The following is a 20,929-nucleotide window of genomic DNA, read 5'->3' as shown; positions in this document are numbered from 1 at the left end:
ACCGCCATGCAGTACCGCACCATCGCCGGCACCACCGTCAGCGCCATCGGCCTGGGCGCCATGCCGCTGTCCATCGAGGACCGCCCCGACGAGAGGCGGGCCGTCGCCACCGTCCACGCCGCCCTCGACGCCGGCGTCACGCTCATCGACACGGCCGACAGCTACCACTGGCACGCCGGCGAGGCGGGCCACAACGAGCTGCTGATCGCCCGCGCACTGGCCCGCTACGGCGGCGACACCTCCGAGGTCCTGGTCGCGACCAAGGGCGGTCGCGGGCGGGTCGGAGACGGGAGCTGGACCGTCATCGCCACCCCGGAACACCTCAAGCGCGCCGCGGAAGCTTCCGCCAGGCGACTCGGGGGCGCCATCGGCCTCTACCAACTGCACAAGCCGGACCCGGCCGTGCCCTGGGCGGAGTCCGTCGGTGCCCTGCGCGATCTGCTCGACGCCGGCACGATCCGTGCCGCCGGAATCTCGAACGTGACCACCGCCCAGATCCTTCAGGCACACCAGATCCTCGGCGACGGGCTCGTCTCGGTACAGAACCAGTACTCGCCCGCCGTCCGGGACAGCGAGCCCGAGCTGCGGCTGAGCGCACGGCTGGGCCTGGCGTTCCTGCCCTGGAGCCCTCTCGGTGGCATCTCCCGCAGTTCCCTCGACGGCCCCTCCGGCCCGACGTCCACCGGCACCGCCTTCCATCGCGTGGCGGCCGAGCACGGCGTCAGCCCGCAACAGGTCGCCCTGGCCTGGCTGCTCAGCCGTTCCCCCTCGGTGATCCCGGTGCCGGGAGCCAGCCGCCCGGCCTCCATCACCGACTCCGCCCGGGCCGCGGAACTGACACTGAGCCGGGAAGAGCTGACGCAGCTCGGGGAGGAACGGCCGGGCCGAACCAGCGACGGGGGGTGGCTACGGCGGCGCGACGTGAGGGCGGGCCATTGATGCAACGGCCTGCTTGCGCCGGGGCGTTGTCAGAGGCATCAGGGACACTGCGCCGTATGACCTTGGTGACCGCACACGACTACGCCTGGATCCGCACGTCTCCGCTCTTCCGCCACATGCTGGAAAACGGATACACCCTGACACTGATACGGGGGCGTGCCCCGCGGGAGGTGCTGCGCGCGATGGGGGCGCAGCCGCGGGGTACCGGGCAGGGAACGGCCGGGCTGATGGAGGCGGACGACGCCCACCGCGCCGAAGGGGGCTACGACTACTGGGACGAGTCCTACGTCGCGGGCGCCTTCGGCGTCCCGGGTGAGAACGGCGACTGGACCCTCGTCCTGGGCTTCGACGGCGGCCTGGGGATCGCGGGCGCGTGCGCGGAACTGCTGTCGCAGGGCGGCCGGGTTGTGGCGCACTCGACCAACGGCGGCAAGCCCATCCACCTCTTCCACTGGTTCGAGGACGGCCAACTCCGCACGACGTTCGAGGGCCCCTCGTCGCGCGACGGCAACACCCCCGACGACCTGGTCCCCCTGCTGCGGGAGGTCGGCTTCCCTCTGACCCCCGAGGGCGAGCACGACGAGAGCGCGCCGGACGTCGACAGGAAGGCGGCGGTCCTCGCCCTGGCCGAGAGACTCACCGGCGTACCTGTGACCGAATCCCTCCTCCAGGACGCTGCGTACCAGCTGGGACTCGTCCCCGAACAGCCCGCCGAGGAGTGGACCGGCCTGGTCATCGACATCACCGATGCCCACGGGGAGCGCCTGTACCGGGAATGGACCTACGAGGAGATCGCGACGGCGTCGGACCGCGCACGGGCGGAAGCCAACGCGCCGGTCGTGATCACCTACGGTGAGCCTCCGACCGGGGGCCGTTCGGAGCACCAGAGGGGTGAGTAGCGCGCGGGGGTGCCGCGGCGCACTCGCCGCCGCCCAGGGAAACGTGGACGCGGCGGCCCCCCCCGGGCGGCCTAGTCCTGTGCCGCCACGCGGATGCGGATGCCCGCCTTCTGGAGGCGGGTCAGCAGGGCGTCGCCCATCGCCACCGCCGTGGTCAGCTGGCCGGCGCGGTCCGGCAGGGCGTCGTGGGCCAGGCACAGCGCGGACTCCGCCAGCATCTTCGCGGTCTCCCCGTACCCCGGGTCGCCGCCCGACACCTCGGTGAACACGCGGCGGCCGCCGCCCTCGCCGACGAAGCGGACCGTGAACCAGCTGCGGGCGCGCCGCTCCGCGTCCGGGCCGCTGCCCGGCTCCCAGCGGCTCATCAGCCACCGCCGGGCCACCGGGACCTGCGCCAGTGCCGCCGTCGCGCCCACCGCCGCCGTCAGTCCCACGGCCACCGGCAGGTGCCGCACCGAGGCGTAGTGCCGGTAGCGGAAGTCCGGCCCGTACCGCTCCAGCGCCGCTGCCGACCGGGTCACGACCCGGGGGTCCAGCACCGGCAGCGGCAGCGCCCAGGTGCCGGTCTCCCGGCTGAAGCGCGGGGCGCCCACCGGCCCGCGTACCCGGCGCCCGGGCCTGCGGGGCTCGTGCAGCCGGCGGGCGTGCGCGGCGGCCAGGGTCTGCGGCCCGCGGCCCAGGGCGGTCAGGGCCGAGGCCAGGGTGCCGCCGGAGGCGAGCGCGCTGGAGCGCACGAAGCCGTCCACCCGCAGCGGCACACCGGCGGGCAGCAGCCCGACCGTGAAGTACGCCCCGAGGTCGGCCGGGATCGTGTCGAAGCCGCACGCGTGCACCAGCCGGGCCCCGGTCTCCCGGGCCCGCGCGTCGTGCTCGACGTACATCCGGTCGACGAACTCCGGCTCGCCGGTGAGGTCCACGTAGTCGGTGCCCGCCTCGGCGCAGGCGGCGACCAGCTCCGCCCCGTACAGGACGTAGGGCCCCACGGTGGTGGCCAGCACCCGCGTACGGGCGGCCAGTTCGCGCAGCGCCCGCGCGTCGCCCGCGTCGGCGCGCAGCAGCGGCAGGTCCGCGCAGGCCGGATTCAGCTCGGCCAGGCGCTCGCGCAGCCGCTCCAGCTTGGCGCGGTCGCGTCCGGCCAGCGCCCAGCGGCAGCCGGCGGGCGCGTGCTCGGCGAGGTACGCGGCGGTCAGCGCCCCGACGAAGCCGGTGGCGCCGAAGAGCACGACGTCGAGGTCCCGCCCCGGACGGCGGCCGTCGGCGGAGTCGCCGCGGCCGGACTCGGCGGGGACGGACTCGCTGTCGGCGGACCCGCCGGGCGGGGCCTCGCCGTGGATGGGCTCCCTGCGGACGTGCTCGGTCATGAACCGCTCCTCCCAGCTGGTGTCGGTGGCTGAGGTTAGCGTTGGAACCGGCTGTCCGTGCGAGCAGGTGTGACCTGCGGTAAGTGGGAGGCGTCGATGAAGGCTGCGGTGCGCAAGTGGGAGGCGGTGCGGGAGTTCACGCTGGGGCTGCCGGAGGCCGTGGAGGAGCACCCGTGGGGGCCGGAGGACGGCGTGGTGAAGGTCAACAAGAAGATCTTCCTCTTCCTGGGCAGCGCCGACGGCCCCCAGCCGCCGGGTCTCTCCGTCAAGCTCAAGGACGAGGACCTGCACGGCCACGCGATGGCCGCCCCCGGCGTGGAGCCCACCGGGTACGGCCTCGGCAAGGCGGGCTGGGTCTCCGTGCCGCTGGGGGAGAAGGGCGCGCCACCGGTGGAGGTGCTGTGCGAGTGGGTGGAGGAGAGCTACCGGACCGTCGCGCTCAAGCGGCACGTCGCGCTCCTCGACGCCCGGACCGCGGAGGGGGCCTGACGGGAACGGGCCACCGGGGAAACCGGCTAAGCGCTTGCTCTTGTGCTCCGTGGAGCGCCTTCCTAGCATCACTGGTGTTACATCGGTTGTGTCACACACCCGTACACCCGTACACCAGGACGCTGGGGGCTCGATGGCAGTGACAGCAGGGCCGCTCGCGGGAGTACGCGTCGTCGAACTGGCGGGCATCGGCCCCGGCCCGTTCGCCGCCATGCTCCTCGCCGACCTCGGCGCCGACGTCGTCCGCGTGGACCGGCCCGGCGGCGGCGGACTGGCGATCGACCCGGCCTACGACGTCACCAACCGCAACAAGCGCTCCGTGCTGCTCGACCTGAAGTCCGCCGAGGGCCCCGCCCGCGTGCTGGACCTGGCCGAGCGGGCCGACGTACTGATCGAGGGCTTCCGCCCGGGGGTCGCCGAGCGGCTCGGCGTCGGCCCCGAGCACTGCCTCGCCCGCAATCCCGAGCTGGTCTACGGCCGGATGACCGGCTGGGGCCAGGAGGGCCCGCTCGCCCACACCGCCGGGCACGACATCGCGTACATCGCCGTCACCGGCGCGCTCGGCATGATCGGCAACCCCGGCGAGCCGCCGGCCGTCCCCGCCAACCTCGTCGGCGACTACGCGGGCGGCTCCCTCTACCTCGTCATCGGCATCCTCGCCGCCCTCCAGCACGCCCGCACCCCGCACGGCGCCGGCCAGGTCGTGGACGCCGCGATCGTCGACGGCACCGCCCACCTCACCGCCATGATCCACGGCATGGTCGCGGCCGGCGGCTGGCAGGACCGGCGCGGGGCCAACCTCCTCGACGGCGGCTGCCCGTTCTACGGCACCTACGAGACCTCCGACGGCCGCTACATGGCCGTCGGCGCGCTCGAGCAGCAGTTCTACGACACCTTCGTCGAACTCCTCGGCATCGAGGACCGGGCGCCCGCCCGCAAGGACCTCGCCCGCTGGGGCGAGCTGCGCGAGGCCGTCGCCGCCCGCTTCAAGTCCCGTACGCGCGAGGAGTGGACGGCCGTCTTCGAGGGCACCGACGCCTGCGTGGCGCCCGTCCTCTCGCTGCGCGAGGCCCCGCACCACCCCCACCTCGCCTCCCGGGGCACCTTCACCGAGCACGGCGGGATCACCCAGCCCGCCCCCGCCCCGCGCTTCTCCGCGACCCCGACCGGCGTCGCCTCCGGCCCCGCCCGGCCGGGCGCGGACACCGCCTCGGTGGCCGCCGACTGGGACGTACCAGCGCTGCTCCCGAAGGAGGCCTGATGGACCTGTCCGTGCCGCTCGACCACGCGGGCGACCCGCGCCGGGCCGCCGACGCGGCGGCCGCGCCGGAGCCGGCCGGCCCGGAGCCGGCCCGGCTGATCGAAACCGTCAAGAGCCGGCTTTAGGGGGCCCCGATGCAACGCCGCATCTACGACGCCGACCACGAGGCGTTCCGCGAGACCGTACGCACCTTCCTGCACAAGGAGGTGCTGCCGCACTACGAGCAGTGGGAGAAGGACGGCATCGTCAGCCGCGACGCCTGGCGGGCCGCCGGCCGGCAGGGCCTGCTGGGCCTGGCCGTCCCCGAGGAGTACGGAGGCGGGGGCAACCCCGACTTCCGCTATGCGGCGGTGCTCGCCGAGGAGTTCACCCGGGCCGGAGCCCCGGGGCTGGCGATCGGCCTCCACAACGACATCATCGGGCCCTACCTGACCTCGCTGGGCACCGAGGAGCAGAAGCGCCGCTGGCTGCCCGGCTTCTGCTCGGGCGAGACGATCACCGCCATCGCGATGACCGAGCCGGGCGCTGGCTCCGACCTCCAGGGCATCCGCACCAGCGCCGAGGACCGGGGCGACCACTGGCTGCTCAACGGCTCCAAGACCTTCATCTCCAACGGCATCCTCGCCGACCTGGTGGTCGTCGTCGCGAAGACCACCCCCGAGGGCGGGGCGCACGGGCTGTCCCTGCTGGTGGTCGAGCGGGGCGCCGAGGGCTTCGAGCGCGGCCGCAACCTCGACAAGATCGGCCAGAAGGCCCAGGACACCGCGGAGCTCTTCTTCAACGACGTGCGCGTCCCCAAGGAGAACCTGCTCGGCGAGCTGAACGGCGCCTTCGTCCACCTGATGAACAACCTCGCGCAGGAGCGGATGGGCATCGCGATGGCCGCCATCGCCGCCGCCGAACACCTGCTGGAGATCACCACCCGGTACGTGAAGGAGCGCGAGGCCTTCGGCCGGCCGCTCGCCAAGCTCCAGCACATCCGCTTCGAGATCGCCGAGATGGCCACCGAGTGCGCGGTCACCCGGACCTTCCTCGACCGCTGCATCACCGACCACGCGAACGGCGAACTGGACCACGTGCACGCCTCGATGGCGAAGTGGTGGGCCACCGAACTCCAGAAGCGGGTCGCCGACCGCTGCCTCCAGCTGCACGGCGGCTACGGGTACATGACCGAATACCGGGTCGCGCGGGCCTTCACCGACGGCCGCATCCAGACCATCTACGGCGGCACGACCGAGATCATGAAGGAGATCATCGGACGCTCCCTCCTCGGCTGACCCGCCCGACTCCCCGGCCCCGGGCTTCCCGACCTCCCCGGCCCCCGGCCTCCCCGACCCTCCCGATCTGCCCCCGGACACCTGCGAAAGGCTTGACCAGTGAGCACCGAAGCTTACGTATACGACGCGATCCGCACCCCGCGCGGCCGCGGCAAGGCCAACGGCGCCCTGCACGGCACCAAGCCGATCGACCTGGTCGTCGGCCTCATCAAGGCCCTGCGCGAGCGCAACCCGGGCCTGGACCCCGCGACCATCGACGACATCGTGCTCGGCGTCGTCGGCCCGGTCGGCGACCAGGGCTCCGACATCGCCCGCATCGCGGCCATCGCCGCGGGCCTGCCCGACACGGTGGCCGGCGTACAGGAGAACCGCTTCTGCGCCTCCGGCCTGGAAGCCGTCAACCTGGCCGCCGCCAAGGTCCGCTCCGGCTGGGAGGACCTGGTCCTCGCGGGCGGCGTGGAGTCCATGTCGCGCGTCCCGATGGCCTCCGACGGCGGCGCCTGGTTCGCCGACCCCATGACCAACTGGGACACCGGTTTCGTCCCGCAGGGCATCGGCGCCGACCTGATCGCCACGATCGAGGGATTCTCCCGGCGCGACGTGGACGAGTACGCCGCCCTCTCCCAGGAGCGGGCCGCCACCGCCGTCAAGGAGGGCCGCTTCGCCCGGTCCGTGGTCCCCGTCACCGACCGCAACGGCCTGGTCGTCCTGGACCACGAGGAGTTCGTCCGCCCGGGCACCACCGCCGACACCCTCGCCGGGCTCAAGCCCTCCTTCGCCGACATTGGCGACCTCGGAGGCTTCGACGCCGTCGCGCTCCAGAAGTACCACTGGATCGAGAAGATCGACCACGTCCACCACGCCGGCAACTCCTCCGGCATCGTCGACGGCGCCTCCCTCGTCGCCATCGGCACCCGCGAGGCCGGCGAACGCAACGGCCTGCGCCCGCGCGCGCGGATCGTCTCGGCCGCCGTCTCCGGATCCGAGCCCACCATCATGCTCACCGGCCCCGCCCCGGCCACCCGCAAGGCCCTCGCCAAGGCCGGCCTGACCATCGACGACATCGACCTGATCGAGATGAACGAGGCCTTCGCCGGCGTCGTCCTGCGCTTCGTCAAGGACATGGGCGTCTCCCTGGACAAGGTCAACGTCAACGGCGGCGCCATCGCGCTCGGCCACCCCCTCGGGGCCACCGGCGCGATGCTCCTCGGCACCGTCGTCGACGAGCTCGAGCGCCAGGACAAGCGCTACGGCCTCGTCACCCTGTGCGTCGGCGGCGGCATGGGCGTCGCCACCATCGTCGAACGCGTCTGATCCGTCCTGATCCCTGATCCCACCTCTGACACGGAAGTAGCGAACATGAGCGAGTCCACCACGATCCGCTGGGAACAGGACGAGACCGGCGTCGTCACCCTGGTCCTCGACGACCCCGACCAGTCCGCCAACACGATGAACCAGGCCTTCAAGGACTCCATCGCGGCCGTCGCCGACCGCGCCGAGGCCGAGAAGGACTCCATCCGCGGCATCATCTACACCTCCGCCAAGAAGACCTTCTTCGCCGGCGGCGACCTCAAGGACATGATCAGGCTGCGCCCCGAGCACGCGCAGCTCGCCTTCGAGACCGGCACCGAGATCAAGCGCTCGCTGCGCCGCATCGAGACCCTGGGCAAGCCCGTCGTCGCCGCCATCAACGGCGCCGCCCTCGGCGGCGGTTACGAGATCTGTCTCGCCTCCCACCACCGCGTCGCCCTCGACGCCCCCGGCTCCAAGATCGGTCTGCCCGAGGTCACCCTCGGCCTGCTCCCGGCCGGCGGCGGCGTCACCCGCACCGTGCGCCTCATGGGCATCGCCGACGCGCTGCTCAAGGTCCTCCTCCAGGGCACCCAGTACACCCCGCAGCGCGCCCTGGAGAACGGCCTGGTCCACGAACTGGCCGCCACCCCCGAGGAGATGCTGGCCAAGGCCCGCGCCTTCATCGACGCCAACCCCGAGTCCAAGCAGCCCTGGGACGTCCCCGGCTACAAGATCCCCGGCGGTACGCCGTCCAATCCCCGGTTCGCCGCCAACCTCCCGGCGTTCCCGGCGAACCTCAAGAAGCAGCTGAACGGGGCCCCGTACCCGGCGCCGCGCAACATTCTGGCCTGCGCCGTCGAGGGCTCCCAGGTGGACTTCGAGACCGCGCTGACCATCGAGGCCCGGTACTTCACCGAGCTGGTCACCGGCCAGACCGCCAAGAACATGATCCAGGCGTTCTTCTTCGACCTCCAGGCCGTCAACGCCGGCCGCAGCCGCCCCCAGGGCGTCGAGCCGCGCCGGGTCCGCAAGGTCGCCGTCCTCGGCGCCGGGATGATGGGCGCGGGCATCGCGTACTCCTGTGCCCGCGCCGGCATCGAGGTCGTCCTCAAGGACGTCACCCCCGAGGCCGCGGCCAAGGGCAAGGCGTACTCCGAGAAGCTGCTGGACAAGGCGCTCGCCAAGGGCCGCACGACCGAGGCCAAGCGCGCCGAGCTGCTCGCCCGCATCACCCCGACCGCCGAAGCCGCCGACCTGGCCGGCTGCGACGCCGTCATCGAGGCGGTCTTCGAGGACACCGCCCTCAAGCACAAGGTGTTCCAGGAGATCCAGGACGTCATCGCGCCCGACGCGCTGCTCTGCTCCAACACCTCCACCCTCCCCATCACCGGGCTCGCGGAAGGGGTCGCGCGTCCCGCCGACTTCATCGGCCTGCACTTCTTCTCGCCCGTCGACAAGATGCCGCTGGTGGAGATCATCAAGGGGCAGCGCACGGGCGACGAGGCCATCGCCCGCGCCTTCGACCTGGTCCGCCAGATCAACAAGACCCCGATCGTGGTCAACGACTCGCGCGGCTTCTTCACCTCCCGCGTCATCGGCCAGTTCATCAACGAGGGCGTGGCGATGGTCGGCGAGGGCGTCGAGCCCGCCTCCGTCGAGCAGGCCGCCGCCCAGGCCGGCTACCCGGCGAAGGTGCTCTCGCTGATGGACGAGCTCACGCTCACCCTCCCGCGCAAGATCCGCAACGAGACCCGCAAGGCCTTCGAGGCGGAGGGCCGGGAGTGGACCGAGCACCCCGCCGACCGGGTCATCGACCGGATGGTCGACGAGTTCGGCCGCCCCGGGCGCAGCGGCGGCGCCGGCTTCTACGAGTACGACGAGAGCGGCAAGCGGGGCCGCATCTGGCCCGGCCTGCGCGAGCACTTCGCCAAGCCCGACGCGCAGATCCCCTTCGAGGACATGAAGGAGCGGATGCTCTTCTCCGAGGCGCTGGACACCGTCCGCTGCCTCGACGAGGGCGTGCTCACCTCCATCGCCGACGCCAACATCGGGTCCATCATGGGCATCGGCTTCCCGGCCTGGACCGGCGGCGTGATCCAGTACGTCAACGGCTACGAGGGCGGCCTGCCCGGCTTCGTCGCCCGCGCCCGCGAGCTGGCCGCGCAGTACGGTGAGCGCTTCACCCCGCCCGCCTCCCTGGTCGAGAAGGCCGAGCGCGGCGAGACGTACGCCGACTAGGGAGTGTCGTCAGACAGCTCCGGCTGCCCGAGGGGCCGGGCTCGCGGGGGCCTGGTGCGTACGAGGTGCGTGCCCGGCCCCACCGGCCAGGAGGAACGTCGACGACGCGACCTGGCCCCGCCGTCCCGGGCCCGCCCGCGGGGGCGGGCCCGGGACCGGCCGTCATCGGCCGCCGCGGCGCCTCAGCCGCGCAGGGACGCGAACACCCCGCGCTGCTCGGCGCCGCCGGGGGTGGACCACCCGGCCAGGACCTGTCCGAGCAGGCCCTTCCCGGCGGCGGCCCCGGGGCGCAGCACCCGGGTCAGGGTCAAGGTCAGGGCTCCGTCCTGACCGGGCGGGCCCACCAGGATCTCGGTGCCCGCGCCGGTGTCGCCGACCTTCCCAGGGCCGGTCAGGCCCGGCCGGACTCCGGCCCCCTCCGCACGGACCTCGACCGTCGGGTCGGGGGTGTCGGTCTCGCCCTGCGCCTGGGCGGACGTCCGGCCCGCCAGCAGCGCGAGCAACTGCTCGACCATGACCGGGTCGTGGGCGCCGTCGTAGACCCAGCGCGTGCCCAGCACGCCGTGCTCGAGCGTGCCGATCAGGCCCGCCTCCGCGCCCTCCAGCGGGGCGCCCCGGTAGGTGAGCGGCACCAGGTAGGCCACCGGCTCCTCCCCGGAGGTGTCGGCGGCCACCATGAACTCGACGCCCACCTCGCCCTCGGGGTCGTCGAGCCGGAAGCCGCCCGCCTTCTCGAGCTGCGCGGACCCCTCCGCGCCCCGGTACCAGGGCCTCAAGGGGAGCCAGCCGGTGAGGAGTTCGAGCTTGGTCGGGCTCAGCGTGGTGTGGTGGATGATCGCCATGGACGCGAACCTACCCCTCGGAGACGAAAGCGGCCCGCAATTCCTCCTTCAGCGATCGCTGGAAGGCCGTCACCAGGGCCTGCACCACCATCGGCTGCATGTGCGCCGACAGCGCCTTCATCGACTCCACGCGCTCCGGGTCGTCCTCGCCCCGCGTGAACGGCCCCCACACCTCGTCCCGGAACAGCGCCGTGAGCTGGTGCGCCGCCGTGCGCGCGTGTTCCAGCAGGATCCCCCGCGCCACCAGGAGCGTCTCGTGGGCGATCGGCACGTCGAGCAGCGCGACCCCCAGCCGTAGCAGGCCCACGTCCACCCGGAAACCCTCCCGGCAGGCCGACACCACGTTCATCGCGGCCAGCCGGCGCAGGTCCCCGTCCGACAGGACCCGCCCCGCCCGCCTCTCCAGCTCCTCCCGCGACACCTCCTGCGCCGCGTCCGGCGCCCAGGTCGCCACCAGCGCCCGGTGGATCGCCAGGTCGTGTGCGCTCAGGTCGTCGGGCAGGGCGTCCAGATAGCGCTGGATCGCCGACAGGGTCATGCCCTGGTGCTGGAGCTCCTCGATCAGCGCGAGCCGCGACAGGTGCTCCGGGCCGTAATGCCCCACCCGACGCGGTCCGATCACGGGAGGGGGCAAAAGCCCGCGCGTGCTGTAGAACCGTACGGTGCGGACGGTGACACCGGCCCTGGACGCCAGTTCGTCCACGGTGAGCATCGGCTCGGTCGGCTGGTCGGCCATCGTCTGCGCCTCGCTCTCTGCTGCACGGTTTGGGTTCAACAGTATTGCTGTCGCACCAACGATGTGAAACGGCCAGGAGCTGCCCATGACCACGAACCTGCGACTGCCCGGACACCCCGCGGACCTCACCCTCCCCGCCCTGCTGGCCCGCAACGCGGCGGACCACGCGGACCTGCCCGCCCTCTCCTGGCGCGAGGGGGACGGCTGGACGACCCTCACCTGGGGCGAGGTCCGCCGCAGGACCGCCGTCCTGGCCGCCGGGTACGCCGCCCTCGGCGTCGAGCGCGGCGAACACGTCCTGCTGATGATGGGCAACCGCCCCGAACACTGGCTCACCGACCTCGCCCTGGTCCACCTCGGCGCCGTCCCCGTCACCGTCTACGGAACCTCCGCGCCCGAGCAGATAGCCCACATCGCCCGCCACAGCCGGGCCCGGCTGGCCGTCGTCGAAGGCGCCGGCGAACGCGACCGGTGGGCGCCTCTGCTGGACGACCCCGCCATCCCGCTGGAACGGCTCGTCATCGCCGAGGCCGCCGACGCCGGCCCGCACACCGCCTACGCCTCCCTCTGCGCGAGCGGCGCCCGGCTGCACCGGGCCGACGCATTCGAGAAGGCCTGGCGGGAGCTGCGCCCCGAGGACCCCCTCACCGTCGTCTACACCTCCGGCACCACCGGCGACCCCAAGGGCGTCCGCCTGACCCACCGCAACATCCTGCTCCAGTCCGTCCGCCTCGACCGCAACGTCCAGCTGCCCGAGCACGCCGAGCACCTCTGCTACCTGCCCTTCGCGCACATCGCCGAGCGGATCCTCGGCATCTACCTCCCCCTGCTGCGCGCCGCCCACGTCCGGCTGGTCGCCGACCCCACCGCCGTGGCGGCCGCGGTGCGCGAACTGCGTCCCGTGCAGTTCTTCGGGGTGCCCCGGGTCTGGGAGAAGCTCGCCGCGGGCGTACGGGCCGTCCTGGCGGGCCTGCCCGAGGAGCAGCGGCGCGCCATCGACGCCGCCGGGGACCTCGCCCGCGCCCGAGCCGGCCACCGGGAGCGCGGGCAGGAGGTGCCGGCCGCGCTCGAAGCCTCGTACGCGGAGGCGAAGGAGCGCGTCCTGGACCCGCTGCTGCGCCTGGCCGGCCTCGACCGGCTGGTCTGGACCGCCAGCGCCACCGCGCCGATGCCGATCGACGTGGTCCGCTTCTGGGCGGGCTGGGGCATCACGATCATGGACGCCTGGGGGCTGACCGAGACCTCCGGCGTGTGCACCGTCAACAGCAACACCCCCGACGGGTTCCGGCTGGGCTCGGTGGGCCGGCCGATCGAGGGGCTGGAGCTGAAACTCGCCGGGGACGGGGAGATCCTCACCCGCGGCGCCACCGTCTTCGGCGGCTACCTGCGCCCCGACGGGTCGGTGGAGAGCGCGGCCGACGCCGAGGGCTGGTTCCCCACCGGGGACATCGGCCGGCTCGACGAGGACGGCTTCCTGTGGCTGACGGACCGCAAGAAGGAACTGATCATCACCTCGAACGGCAAGAACGTCTCCCCGGCCCTGGTGGAGAACACCGTCAAGGAGCACCCCCTGATCGGCCAGGCCCTGGTGCACGGCGACGGCCGCTCCTACCTGGTCGCCCTGCTGGTCCTCGACCCCGAGCTGGCCCCGGCCTGGGCGGCCGCCCGGGGCATCACGGACGCCTCCCTCGCCGAGCTGGCCGAGCACCCGGCCGTCCTGGAGGAAACCGCCCGGGCGGTGGCCGCCGCGAACGCCCGCCTCAACCGCACGGAGCAGATCAAGCGCTACCGGCTGCTGGCGGAGGAGTGGGGCCCGGCAACGGGCGAGCTCACGCCCTCGCTGAAGCTGCGCCGCAGGGTGGTCCGGGAGAAGTACGGACCGCTGATCGAGGGGCTGTACGAGGGGGCTTGAGAGGGGAGCGGCTCCCTCAGTGATGAGGTGGGGGGCGGGGCGCGGCCCGCCGGGCATCCGGGCCCTCACACGAGAGCCCGGACTGGGGGCGCGGCCACCCGCCCGGGTGAAACCCCGCCCCCCGCCGAAGAGGGCCGGGCCGCTAGCGGCCTGTGACCGGGTAGTGGTCCGAGAGGGTGGAGTACGTGTAGGAGGTGCCCCAGCTGGAGACCGTCCAGGGAGTCGACTCCTCCTTGACCACGTTGTTCTCCCAGCCCGCCGGGCGGGCGTTGCCCTTGCGGTACAGCACGTAGTCCAGGTCCTCGCGCGGGTCCGTCGGGTAGCGGTAGTGGGCGATCGAGTTCAGCGCCGTGTCGAAGGAGTACGGGTGCCCCGTGCGCGAGTCGGCGCCCGCGAGGTCCGCGTCCGCGAGCATGGAGGCGTACTCGGGGGTGCGGGAGTCGACGTTCATGTCGCCCGCCACGATGACCTGTTCGTCCGCCGGGATGTTCTTGGCGTCCAGGAAGGCGTCCATGGTCTTGAACTGGCGGCTGCGCATCTGCGCCGCCTCGCCCGCCCCGCAGCCCGGGTCGGTGGACTGGGCGTGCGTGCCGACCACGTGCACTCTGGCGCCGTTCACGTCCAGCACCGCGTACGCGAAGCCCTTGTTGGACCACCAGTCGGCGCCGCAGGCGTCCTTGTAGACGACCTGCTCCTTGCGCAGGATCGGCCACTTGCTCAGGATCGTGACGCCGCCGTCCTCCGGGGTGGTGGCGGAGTAGGCGCCGCCGGTGGCGTCCCAGCCGGTCTTGGAGCGGCCCACGACCGGCGTCTGGTACGGGTACTGCGCAGCGGCGTTGGCCTTCAGAGCGTCCGAGGCGCCGTTGTCGAAGGCCTCCTGGAGCACCACCACGTCCCGGCCCTGGAAGAAGGAGGCCTTCGGGATCTCGGCGGCCCGGTGGTCCTGGCCCCAGTTCGGGTACAGGTTCTTGCTCATCAGGAACACGTTGTACGTCAGGACGCTCAGCCGCGGGGCCGGGGCGCTCTCGGCGGCCGTGGCCGCGGGCGCGGAGGTGAGGGCGAGGGTGCCCGCGGCGACCGCGGCCATGGCCGTGGCGGCGGAGCGGGTGCGGCGGTGCGAGGTCTGCGGCATGGAGGCCTCCATCATTCCTGCGAAGTCCTGCGGGGGAAGATCGACGCCGTCATCCAAGCAGCCGCGGTTACCTCTGGGTAACACCCGTGACAAGACTTTCTGTCCGGACCGAGGACTTCTCGCGCTCGCATACTTGGCCTCATGGACGACACGGCTCCCGCACCCCCCGAAAAGCCCGCCCGGCGCCTCGATCCCGAGCCGCCGCCGCCCGGCGGGGTGCTGTGGACCACCTCGGGGGACATCCGCTCCCTGCTGACCCTGCCCGCCGCCTTCACCCTCCAGGTCGCCCACCCGGCCGTCGGCGCCGGGGTCGACCAGTACTCGGTCTTCCGCACCGACCCGTGGGGGCGCGGCGAGCGCTCCCTCCGCTCGGTGATGCTGTGGGTCTACGGCGGGGCCGAGGCGGCCGCGGAGGGCCGCCGGGTGCGCCGCCTGCACAAGGAGATCCAGGGCACCGACACCCGGGGCCGGCGCTACCACTCCCTCGACCCCGCCTGCTACGCCTGGGTGCACGCCACCGGCTTCCCCGTCGCCGTGTACGCGGGGCGCTACCTGTTCCGCCGCATCACCCCCGCCCAGGAGCGGCAGCTCTACGCGGAGTGGCTCCGGGTGGGCAGAATCCTCGGCCTGCGCGACCGGGACATGCCGCAGAGCGTCGAGGCGTTCTGGCCCTACTACCGCCGGATGCTGGCCGAGGAGATCGAGCCGACCAAGGTCGCCCGCGAGCTGGTCTCCACCGACGTGGACCTGCCCCGCCCCGAGGCCGCCTCCCGGGCCGTCCGGCTGCTGCTTTGGATCACCTGGCCGGCCCTGCGCGCGGGCTACCTGCGCTTCCGGGCCTTCGTCACCGTCGGGTACATGCCGCCCGACGCCCGGGCCGCCATCGGCCTGGAGTGGACGCCGGCCCAGGAGCGCCGGCTCCGGCGGTTCAGCACCGCCGTACGGCTCCTCGTACCGCTGCTCCCCGAGCGGCTGCGCTACCTGCCGAGGGCCCGGGCCGCGCGGGCGCGGTGGCGCGCCGGCACCTTCCGCTGAAGGGCGCCGGCGCGCGGGTCCGCGTACCGCCGTCGGTCAGTGGTCGTGGACCGAGTTCGTCGCCGCGATCTTCTTCCAGGACCTGGGCTCCGCGGCCGGCTTGGCCGGGGACTGGAGGGTCCGGGCGCCGGGCTTGGCGGCCGGCGTGGTGAAGGCCGGCTTGCCCGGGGTGTACAGCCAGGTCTCGAAGAGCTGCGCGAGGGGCTTGCCCGAGACCTTCTCCGCGTACCGGACGAAGTCCCCGACCTTGGCGTTGCCGTAGGCCCGCTCGGTCGGCCAGCCCTTGAGGATCCGGAAGAACTTCTCGTCGCCCACCTCGTTGCGCAGCGCCTGGATGGCGATCGCGCCGCGGTCGTACACGGCCCCGTGGAACTGGTTGTCCGGGCCCGGGTCCCCGGGCTTGACCTGCCAGAACGGGTCCTCGGCCGGACGGGAGGCGTAGGCCCAGTCGGCGAGCTCCTGCGCCGTGCCCTCGCCCTCCTTCTCCGACCAGAGCCACTGGCTGTAGCGGGCGAAGCCCTCGTTGACCCAGATGTCCTTCCAGTTGTCCACGGACACGCTGTCGCCGTACCACTGGTGGGCCAGCTCGTGCACGACCACCGAGACGTTCGCGCCGTTCGCGAACTGGCGCGGGCTGTAGAACGGCCGGGTCTGGGTCTCCAGGGCGAAGCCGGTCGGGACGTTGGGGACGTAGCCGCCCAGCGCGTTGAAGGGGTACGGGCCGAAGACCCCCTCCAGCCACTCGGCGACCTCGCCGGTCCGCTCCACGCTCGCGCGCGCCGCGCCGGCGTTGTCGCCGAGGTCCTTGCTGTACGCGTTGAGGATCGGCAGGCCGTTCGCCGTCTTGTCCGTGGTGATGTCGAACTTGCCGATGGCGAGCGTGGCCAGGTAGGTGGCCTGCGGCTTGTTCGAGCGCCAGTTGTAGCGGGTCCAGCCGAGCTTCGAACTCTGCGACTGGAGCACGCCGTTGCTGATGGCCTGGGTGCCGTCCGGGACGTTCACCGACACGTCGAAGGTGGCCTTGTCCAGGGGGTGGTCGTTGCTCGGGAACCACCAGACCGCCGAGTCCGGCTCCTGCGCCGCCACACCGCCGTCCGGGGTCCGCTGCCAGGCCGACCAGCCGTCGATCTTGAACTCGGAGGGCTTGCCGGCGTACTTGACGACGACGCTGGCCTGGCGGTCCTTCTGGAGCGGCTGGGCCGGGGTCACCTCCAGCTCGTGCGCGCCGGAGGAGGCGAAGGACGCCTTGACCCCGTTGACCCGGATCTCGCTGACCTTGAGGCCGAAGTCGAGGTTGAAGCGGGACAGGTCCTGCCGGGCGGTGGCGAGGAGGGTGGCCGTGCCCTCCAGCAGGTCCGTCTTCGGCTGGTACTGCAGGCGCAGGTCGTAGTGGGACACGTCGTACCCGCCGTTGCCGCTGGCCGGGTAATAGGTGTCGCCGATACCCGGCGCGCCCGGACCGGCGCTGGCCGCAGATGCCGGGATCACCAGCAGGAGGGAGGCGGCCAGGACGCTCGGGGCGATGACTTTGCGGTGCACGAAGAGCTCCAAGGGGTAGGGGAGTCACATCGGTTCGTCGTCCGACCGTATTCACCCGTGATCACTCCGGTCATGTCCATGGCCCCTGCTGTCACACGATCGCCATTCGGACGTCACGAACCCGGCCCAGGACGCCGTTTGCGGCCCGGAAGCGCCGCCGGAGCTGCGCCGATGCGGCGGGGACGGCGGGGCGCGAAGTGGCCGGAAACGGCGCGCTCCCCGGGCAACCGGCAACCGAGGGGCGGCCTCCCGTCACATACTGAGCAGTCGGTAACCTGCCGTCCATGACGCTTCCCCCGCACGCCGCCCGCCGCGTTTGGCACGCCGCCATCAACCCCCTGCACGCCACCAGCTACTTCTCCCCGGACCTCGCCGCCGAGCTGGGCGCCCTCGGCATCACCCACCGGGTCGCCGTCAACCTGGCCTCCCGCTCCGCCGCCATGGGCGCCGTCGGCCCCGGCGTGGTCACCGCCGCCTTCTACAACTACCGCCACGACCTGGTCGCCGCGCACCTCCCCGCCGTCTGGGACACCGCCACCCCCGAGCAGGTCCTGGCCGCCCGGCTGCGCGCCGTCGACACCACCCTGCGCCGCCTCCTGGGCCCCGGGACCATCGCCTCGCCCGAACTCGCCGAAGCCGCGGACCTGGCCATGCGCGCCACCGAGGCCTGCACCCGCCACGGCCGCGCCCTGTACGCCGCCCACGCCGACCTCCCCGTCCCCGAGGAGGCGCACCTGCGCCTGTGGCACGCCACCACCCTGCTGCGCGAACACCGCGGCGACGGCCACCTGGCCGCCCTGCTGCTGACCGGCCTCGACCCGCTGGAGGCCCTGGTCAGCCACACCGCGACCGGCCGCGGCATGACCCCGAAGTGGGTCAAGGGCATCCGCGGCTGGGAGCAGGACGACCTCGACGCAGCCGCCGACCGGCTCCGCTCCCGCGGGGTCCTCGACGCCGGCGGCGAGCTCACCGAGGAGGGCCGCGCGGTGCGCGAGCGCCTGGAGACCGAGACCGACCGCCTCGACGCGGCCCCGTACGAACACCTCGGCGCGGCCGGCCTCGCCCGGCTCGGCGAACTGGGCGGCGCTCTCGTCAAGCAGGCCATCGGCGCCGGCGCCTTCCCCGGCGACCTCTTCGGAAAGGGCTGAGGGGCTCCGCCGCTCCGTCAGCGGCACCTGCCACAATTGGCAGCCTTCCACGCACGCACACGCACGAAGGCAGGCGGGACCGCACAGTGACGATGTCCATCGAAGGCAGGATCGCCGAGGAGCTCGGCGTACGGGAACGGCAGGTCAAGGCCGCCGTCGAGCTGCTCGACGGCGGCTCCACCGTGCCGTTCATCGCGCGCTACCGCAAGGAAGCGACCGAGATGCTCGACGACGCCCAGCTGCGCACCCTCGAGGAGCGGCTGCGGTACCTGCGCGAACTGGAGGAGCGCCGCGGCGCGATCCTCGAGTCCGTGCGCGAGCAGGGCAAGCTCGACGCCGAACTGGCGGCCCGGATCAACGCGGCCGACACCAAGGCCCGGCTGGAGGACATCTACCTGCCCTTCAAGCCCAAGCGGCGCACCAAGGCGCAGATCGCCCGCGAGGCCGGCCTGGAGCCCCTCGCCGAAGGGCTGCTGGCCGACCCGTCCGTCGAACCGGCCGCCGCCGCGGCCGCGTTCGTGGACGCCGCCAAGGGCGTCGCCGACCCGGCCGCCGCCCTGGAGGGCGCCCGCGCCATCCTCACCGAGAAGTTCGCGGAGGACGCCGACCTGATCGGCGACCTCCGCGAGCGCATGTGGAGCCGCGGCCGGCTCGCCTCCAGGGTCCGCGAGGGCAAGGAGGAGGCGGGCGCGAAGTTCTCCGACTACTTCGACTTCGCCGAGCCCTTCACCGCCCTGCCCTCCCACCGGGTCCTCGCCATGCTGCGCGGCGAGAAGGAGGACGTCCTCGTCCTCGACCTGGAGCCCGAGGAGCCGGCCGACACCCCCGGCCCGTCCACGTACGAGGGGCTCATCGCCCGCCGCTTCGGCATCGCCGACCGGGCCCGGCCCGGCGACAAGTGGCTCGCCGACACCGTCCGCTGGGCCTGGCGCACCAAGATCCAGGTGCACCTCGGCATCGACCTGCGGACCCGGCTGCGCTCCGCCGCCGAGGACGAGGCCGTACGGGTCTTCGCGGCGAACCTGCGCGACCTGCTGCTCGCCGCGCCCGCCGGCACCCGCGCCACGCTCGGCCTGGACCCGGGCTTCCGTACCGGCGTCAAGGTGGCCGTGGTCGACGCGACCGGCAAGGTCGTCGCCACGGACGTGATCCACCCGCACGTTCCCGCCAACCGGTGGGACGAGGCCCTGGCGAAACTGGCCCGCCTGGCCGAGGAACACGCGGTCGAGCTGATCGCCATCGGCAACGGAACCGCCTCCCGCGAGACCGACAAGCTCGCCGGGGACCTCATCACCCGCCACCCCGAGCTGGGGCTCACCAAGGTGATGGTCTCCGAGGCCGGCGCCTCCGTGTACTCCGCCTCGGCCTTCGCCTCGCAGGAACTCCCCGGCATGGACGTGTCCCTGCGCGGCGCGGTCTCCATCGCCCGCCGCCTCCAGGACCCCCTCGCCGAACTGGTCAAGATCGACCCGAAGTCGATCGGAGTCGGCCAGTACCAGCACGACCTGTCCGAGGTGAAGCTGTCCCGCTCCCTCGACGCGGTCGTCGAGGACTGCGTGAACGGTGTCGGCGTGGACGTCAACACCGCCTCCGCCCCGCTGCTCTCGCGGGTCTCGGGCATCAGCGGCACCCTCGCCGAGAACATCGTCGCCCACCGCGACGCCAACGGCCCCTTCCGCAGCCGCAAGGGCCTCAAGGACGTGGCGCGGCTGGGCCCGAAGGCGTACGAGCAGTGCGCCGGCTTCCTGCGCATCCGCGGCGGCGACGACCCGCTGGACTACTCCAGCGTCCACCCCGAGGCCTACCCGGTGGTGCGGGCCATGGGCAAGACCGCCGGCGCCGAGGTGGCCGCCCTGATCGGCAACACCACGGTCCTGCGGTCCCTGCGGCCGGAGCAGTTCGTCACCGAGGCCTTCGGCCTGCCGACGGTCACCGACATCCTGCGCGAGCTGGAGAAGCCGGGCCGCGACCCCCGTCCCGCCTTCAAGACGGCCACCTTCAAGGAGGGCGTCGAGAAGATCGGTGACCTGGCCCCCGGCATGATCCTCGAAGGGGTCGTCACCAACGTGGCCGCCTTCGGCGCCTTCATCGACATCGGCGTGCACCAGGACGGCCTCGCGCACGTGTCGGCGCTGTCGAAGACCTTCGTCAAGGACCCCCGGGACGTGGTCAAGCCGGGTGACATCGTCCGGGTGAAGGTCCTGGACGTGGACATCCCGCGCAAGCGGATCTCCCTCACCCTGCGCCTGGAGGACGAGGCCGGAGCCGAACGCGGAGCCGGCGCGCCCGGGCAGCGCGAGGAGCGCCGGGGCGGCGGGCGTCCCCCGCAGCAGCGCGGCGGCCAGGGCCAGGGCCGACGCGCCGGTGACGGCCGCCAGGGCGGCCAGGCCGGACAGGGTGCCCAGGCCGGCCGGGGCGGGCCGGCCGGCCGGGGCGGGCAGACCGGCGGCGGGCAGCGTTCCGGCGCCCCGGCCCCCGCCAACAGCGCCATGGCCGACGCCCTGCGCCGGGCCGGCCTGACCGCACCGGAGGAACGCGGCGGGCGCCGCTAGGTCGCGTCGGACCCAGCCGGCAGGAGTGGCCGAATAGGGACCCCGCGCGGGGGACCGCCTTGCCAACTCCCCCGGAAGATCTGTAGGGATGGTGGAACGCCCGTTCGCCCGCGCGGACGGGCGTTCCCGCTTTCCCTCCGGGACCGCACTCCCGGGGCCGCCCCCGAGGCACAGGACGTCATGCCGATGCCCACCCCCCACGCCTACCGACGCTGCCCGAGAAAGGGTCCGAAGAGGGAACACATGCCCCACCGGGATCTCAGCCTGCGCAAACGG

17 protein-coding genes are annotated in these 20,929 nt (G+C 73.0%); 12 read left to right on the top strand and 5 right to left on the bottom strand.

The genetic code is table 11. The features are described 5' to 3' along the window. The first annotated feature begins 6 nt into the window (after nucleotides 1-6). Both ACZ501_RS25250 and ACZ501_RS25245 read left to right on the top strand, forming a co-directional pair. On the top strand, nucleotides 7-939 hold the full coding sequence (locus ACZ501_RS25250; protein WP_468798271.1) for an aldo/keto reductase: 933 nt from the start codon (nucleotides 7-9) through the stop codon (nucleotides 937-939). Between the two features lie 56 nt (nucleotides 940-995). After that, entirely contained in the window at nucleotides 996-1,838 is an 843-nt protein-coding gene (locus ACZ501_RS25245; protein ID WP_468798268.1) for a DUF6461 domain-containing protein, read from the top strand. Between the two features lie 71 nt (nucleotides 1,839-1,909). Here ACZ501_RS25245 and ACZ501_RS25240 read toward each other — a convergent pair whose 3' ends face one another. Next, nucleotides 1,910-3,199, bottom strand: coding sequence for a saccharopine dehydrogenase family protein (locus ACZ501_RS25240; RefSeq protein ID WP_468798265.1), 1,290 nt, complete (start codon nucleotides 3,197-3,199; stop codon nucleotides 1,910-1,912). Nucleotides 3,200-3,295: 96 nt separating this feature from the next. On the opposite strand from ACZ501_RS25240, the gene ACZ501_RS25235 reads away from it, so the two are divergent. From ACZ501_RS25235 to ACZ501_RS25210, 6 genes are all read left to right on the top strand, one after another. Further along, a complete protein-coding gene (locus ACZ501_RS25235) occupies nucleotides 3,296-3,688 on the top strand; it encodes an MmcQ/YjbR family DNA-binding protein (RefSeq protein ID WP_468798262.1) in 393 nt (130 codons plus the stop codon). Between the two features lie 133 nt (nucleotides 3,689-3,821). After that, nucleotides 3,822-4,949: a CaiB/BaiF CoA transferase family protein gene (locus ACZ501_RS25230; RefSeq protein WP_361603826.1), complete on the top strand. Its 1,128-nt coding sequence runs from the start codon at nucleotides 3,822-3,824 to the stop codon at nucleotides 4,947-4,949. Continuing rightward, nucleotides 4,949-5,074: a hypothetical protein gene (locus tag ACZ501_RS25225; RefSeq protein WP_361603829.1), complete on the top strand. Its 126-nt coding sequence runs from the start codon at nucleotides 4,949-4,951 to the stop codon at nucleotides 5,072-5,074. Before ACZ501_RS25230 ends, ACZ501_RS25225 begins: the two co-directional genes overlap by 1 nt. Nucleotides 5,075-5,083: 9 nt before the next feature. Beyond that, nucleotides 5,084-6,226: an acyl-CoA dehydrogenase family protein gene (locus ACZ501_RS25220; RefSeq protein WP_361603832.1), complete on the top strand. Its 1,143-nt coding sequence runs from the start codon at nucleotides 5,084-5,086 to the stop codon at nucleotides 6,224-6,226. Nucleotides 6,227-6,325: 99 nt separating this feature from the next. Beyond that, complete coding sequence (locus ACZ501_RS25215; protein ID WP_362462582.1) at nucleotides 6,326-7,540, top strand: acetyl-CoA C-acetyltransferase; 1,215 nt, start codon at nucleotides 6,326-6,328, stop codon at nucleotides 7,538-7,540. Nucleotides 7,541-7,585: 45 nt separating this feature from the next. Then, on the top strand, nucleotides 7,586-9,757 hold the full coding sequence (locus tag ACZ501_RS25210; RefSeq protein ID WP_468798259.1) for a 3-hydroxyacyl-CoA dehydrogenase NAD-binding domain-containing protein: 2,172 nt from the start codon (nucleotides 7,586-7,588) through the stop codon (nucleotides 9,755-9,757). 182 nt (nucleotides 9,758-9,939) lie between these two features. Here ACZ501_RS25210 and ACZ501_RS25205 read toward each other — a convergent pair whose 3' ends face one another. Further along, nucleotides 9,940-10,599, bottom strand: coding sequence for a maltokinase N-terminal cap-like domain-containing protein (locus ACZ501_RS25205; RefSeq protein ID WP_468798256.1), 660 nt, complete (start codon nucleotides 10,597-10,599; stop codon nucleotides 9,940-9,942). 10 nt (nucleotides 10,600-10,609) lie between these two features. After that, nucleotides 10,610-11,335: a MerR family transcriptional regulator gene (locus ACZ501_RS25200; RefSeq protein ID WP_361603844.1), complete on the bottom strand. Its 726-nt coding sequence runs from the start codon at nucleotides 11,333-11,335 to the stop codon at nucleotides 10,610-10,612. Between the two features lie 85 nt (nucleotides 11,336-11,420). Between ACZ501_RS25200 and ACZ501_RS25195 the strand changes: the two genes are divergently transcribed. Further along, complete coding sequence (locus tag ACZ501_RS25195) at nucleotides 11,421-13,247, top strand: AMP-dependent synthetase/ligase (protein WP_468798253.1); 1,827 nt, start codon at nucleotides 11,421-11,423, stop codon at nucleotides 13,245-13,247. 142 nt (nucleotides 13,248-13,389) lie between these two features. Here ACZ501_RS25195 and sph read toward each other — a convergent pair whose 3' ends face one another. Beyond that, nucleotides 13,390-14,379 carry a sphingomyelin phosphodiesterase gene (gene sph / locus ACZ501_RS25190; protein WP_468798250.1) on the bottom strand — a complete coding sequence of 330 codons (990 nt, stop codon included), beginning with the start codon at nucleotides 14,377-14,379 and terminating at the stop codon, nucleotides 13,390-13,392. A gap of 141 nt (nucleotides 14,380-14,520) precedes the next feature. Here sph and ACZ501_RS25185 point away from each other — a divergent pair, with 141 nt between their 5' ends. Continuing rightward, nucleotides 14,521-15,414, top strand: coding sequence for an oxygenase MpaB family protein (locus tag ACZ501_RS25185; RefSeq protein ID WP_468798247.1), 894 nt, complete (start codon nucleotides 14,521-14,523; stop codon nucleotides 15,412-15,414). Between the two features lie 36 nt (nucleotides 15,415-15,450). Here the strand turns inward: ACZ501_RS25185 and ACZ501_RS25180 are convergent, their stop codons facing one another. Beyond that, the gene (locus ACZ501_RS25180; protein ID WP_361603852.1) at nucleotides 15,451-16,953 is read right to left on the bottom strand and encodes a M1 family metallopeptidase; all 1,503 of its coding nucleotides are present in this window, start codon (nucleotides 16,951-16,953) and stop codon (nucleotides 15,451-15,453) included. A 284-nt stretch (nucleotides 16,954-17,237) separates the two neighbouring features. Here ACZ501_RS25180 and ACZ501_RS25175 point away from each other — a divergent pair, with 284 nt between their 5' ends. Next, nucleotides 17,238-18,101 carry an SCO6745 family protein gene (locus tag ACZ501_RS25175; RefSeq protein WP_361603855.1) on the top strand — a complete coding sequence of 288 codons (864 nt, stop codon included), beginning with the start codon at nucleotides 17,238-17,240 and terminating at the stop codon, nucleotides 18,099-18,101. Between the two features lie 86 nt (nucleotides 18,102-18,187). Further along, nucleotides 18,188-20,653 carry a Tex family protein gene (locus ACZ501_RS25170; RefSeq protein WP_468798244.1) on the top strand — a complete coding sequence of 822 codons (2,466 nt, stop codon included), beginning with the start codon at nucleotides 18,188-18,190 and terminating at the stop codon, nucleotides 20,651-20,653. Nucleotides 20,654-20,929: the final 276 nt, after the last annotated feature.

The organism is Streptomyces sp. NPDC034085 (genome assembly GCF_055575555.1).
Note: the sequence above shows the minus strand (reverse complement) of the source record. Positions and strands in the feature narration are given on the sequence as shown.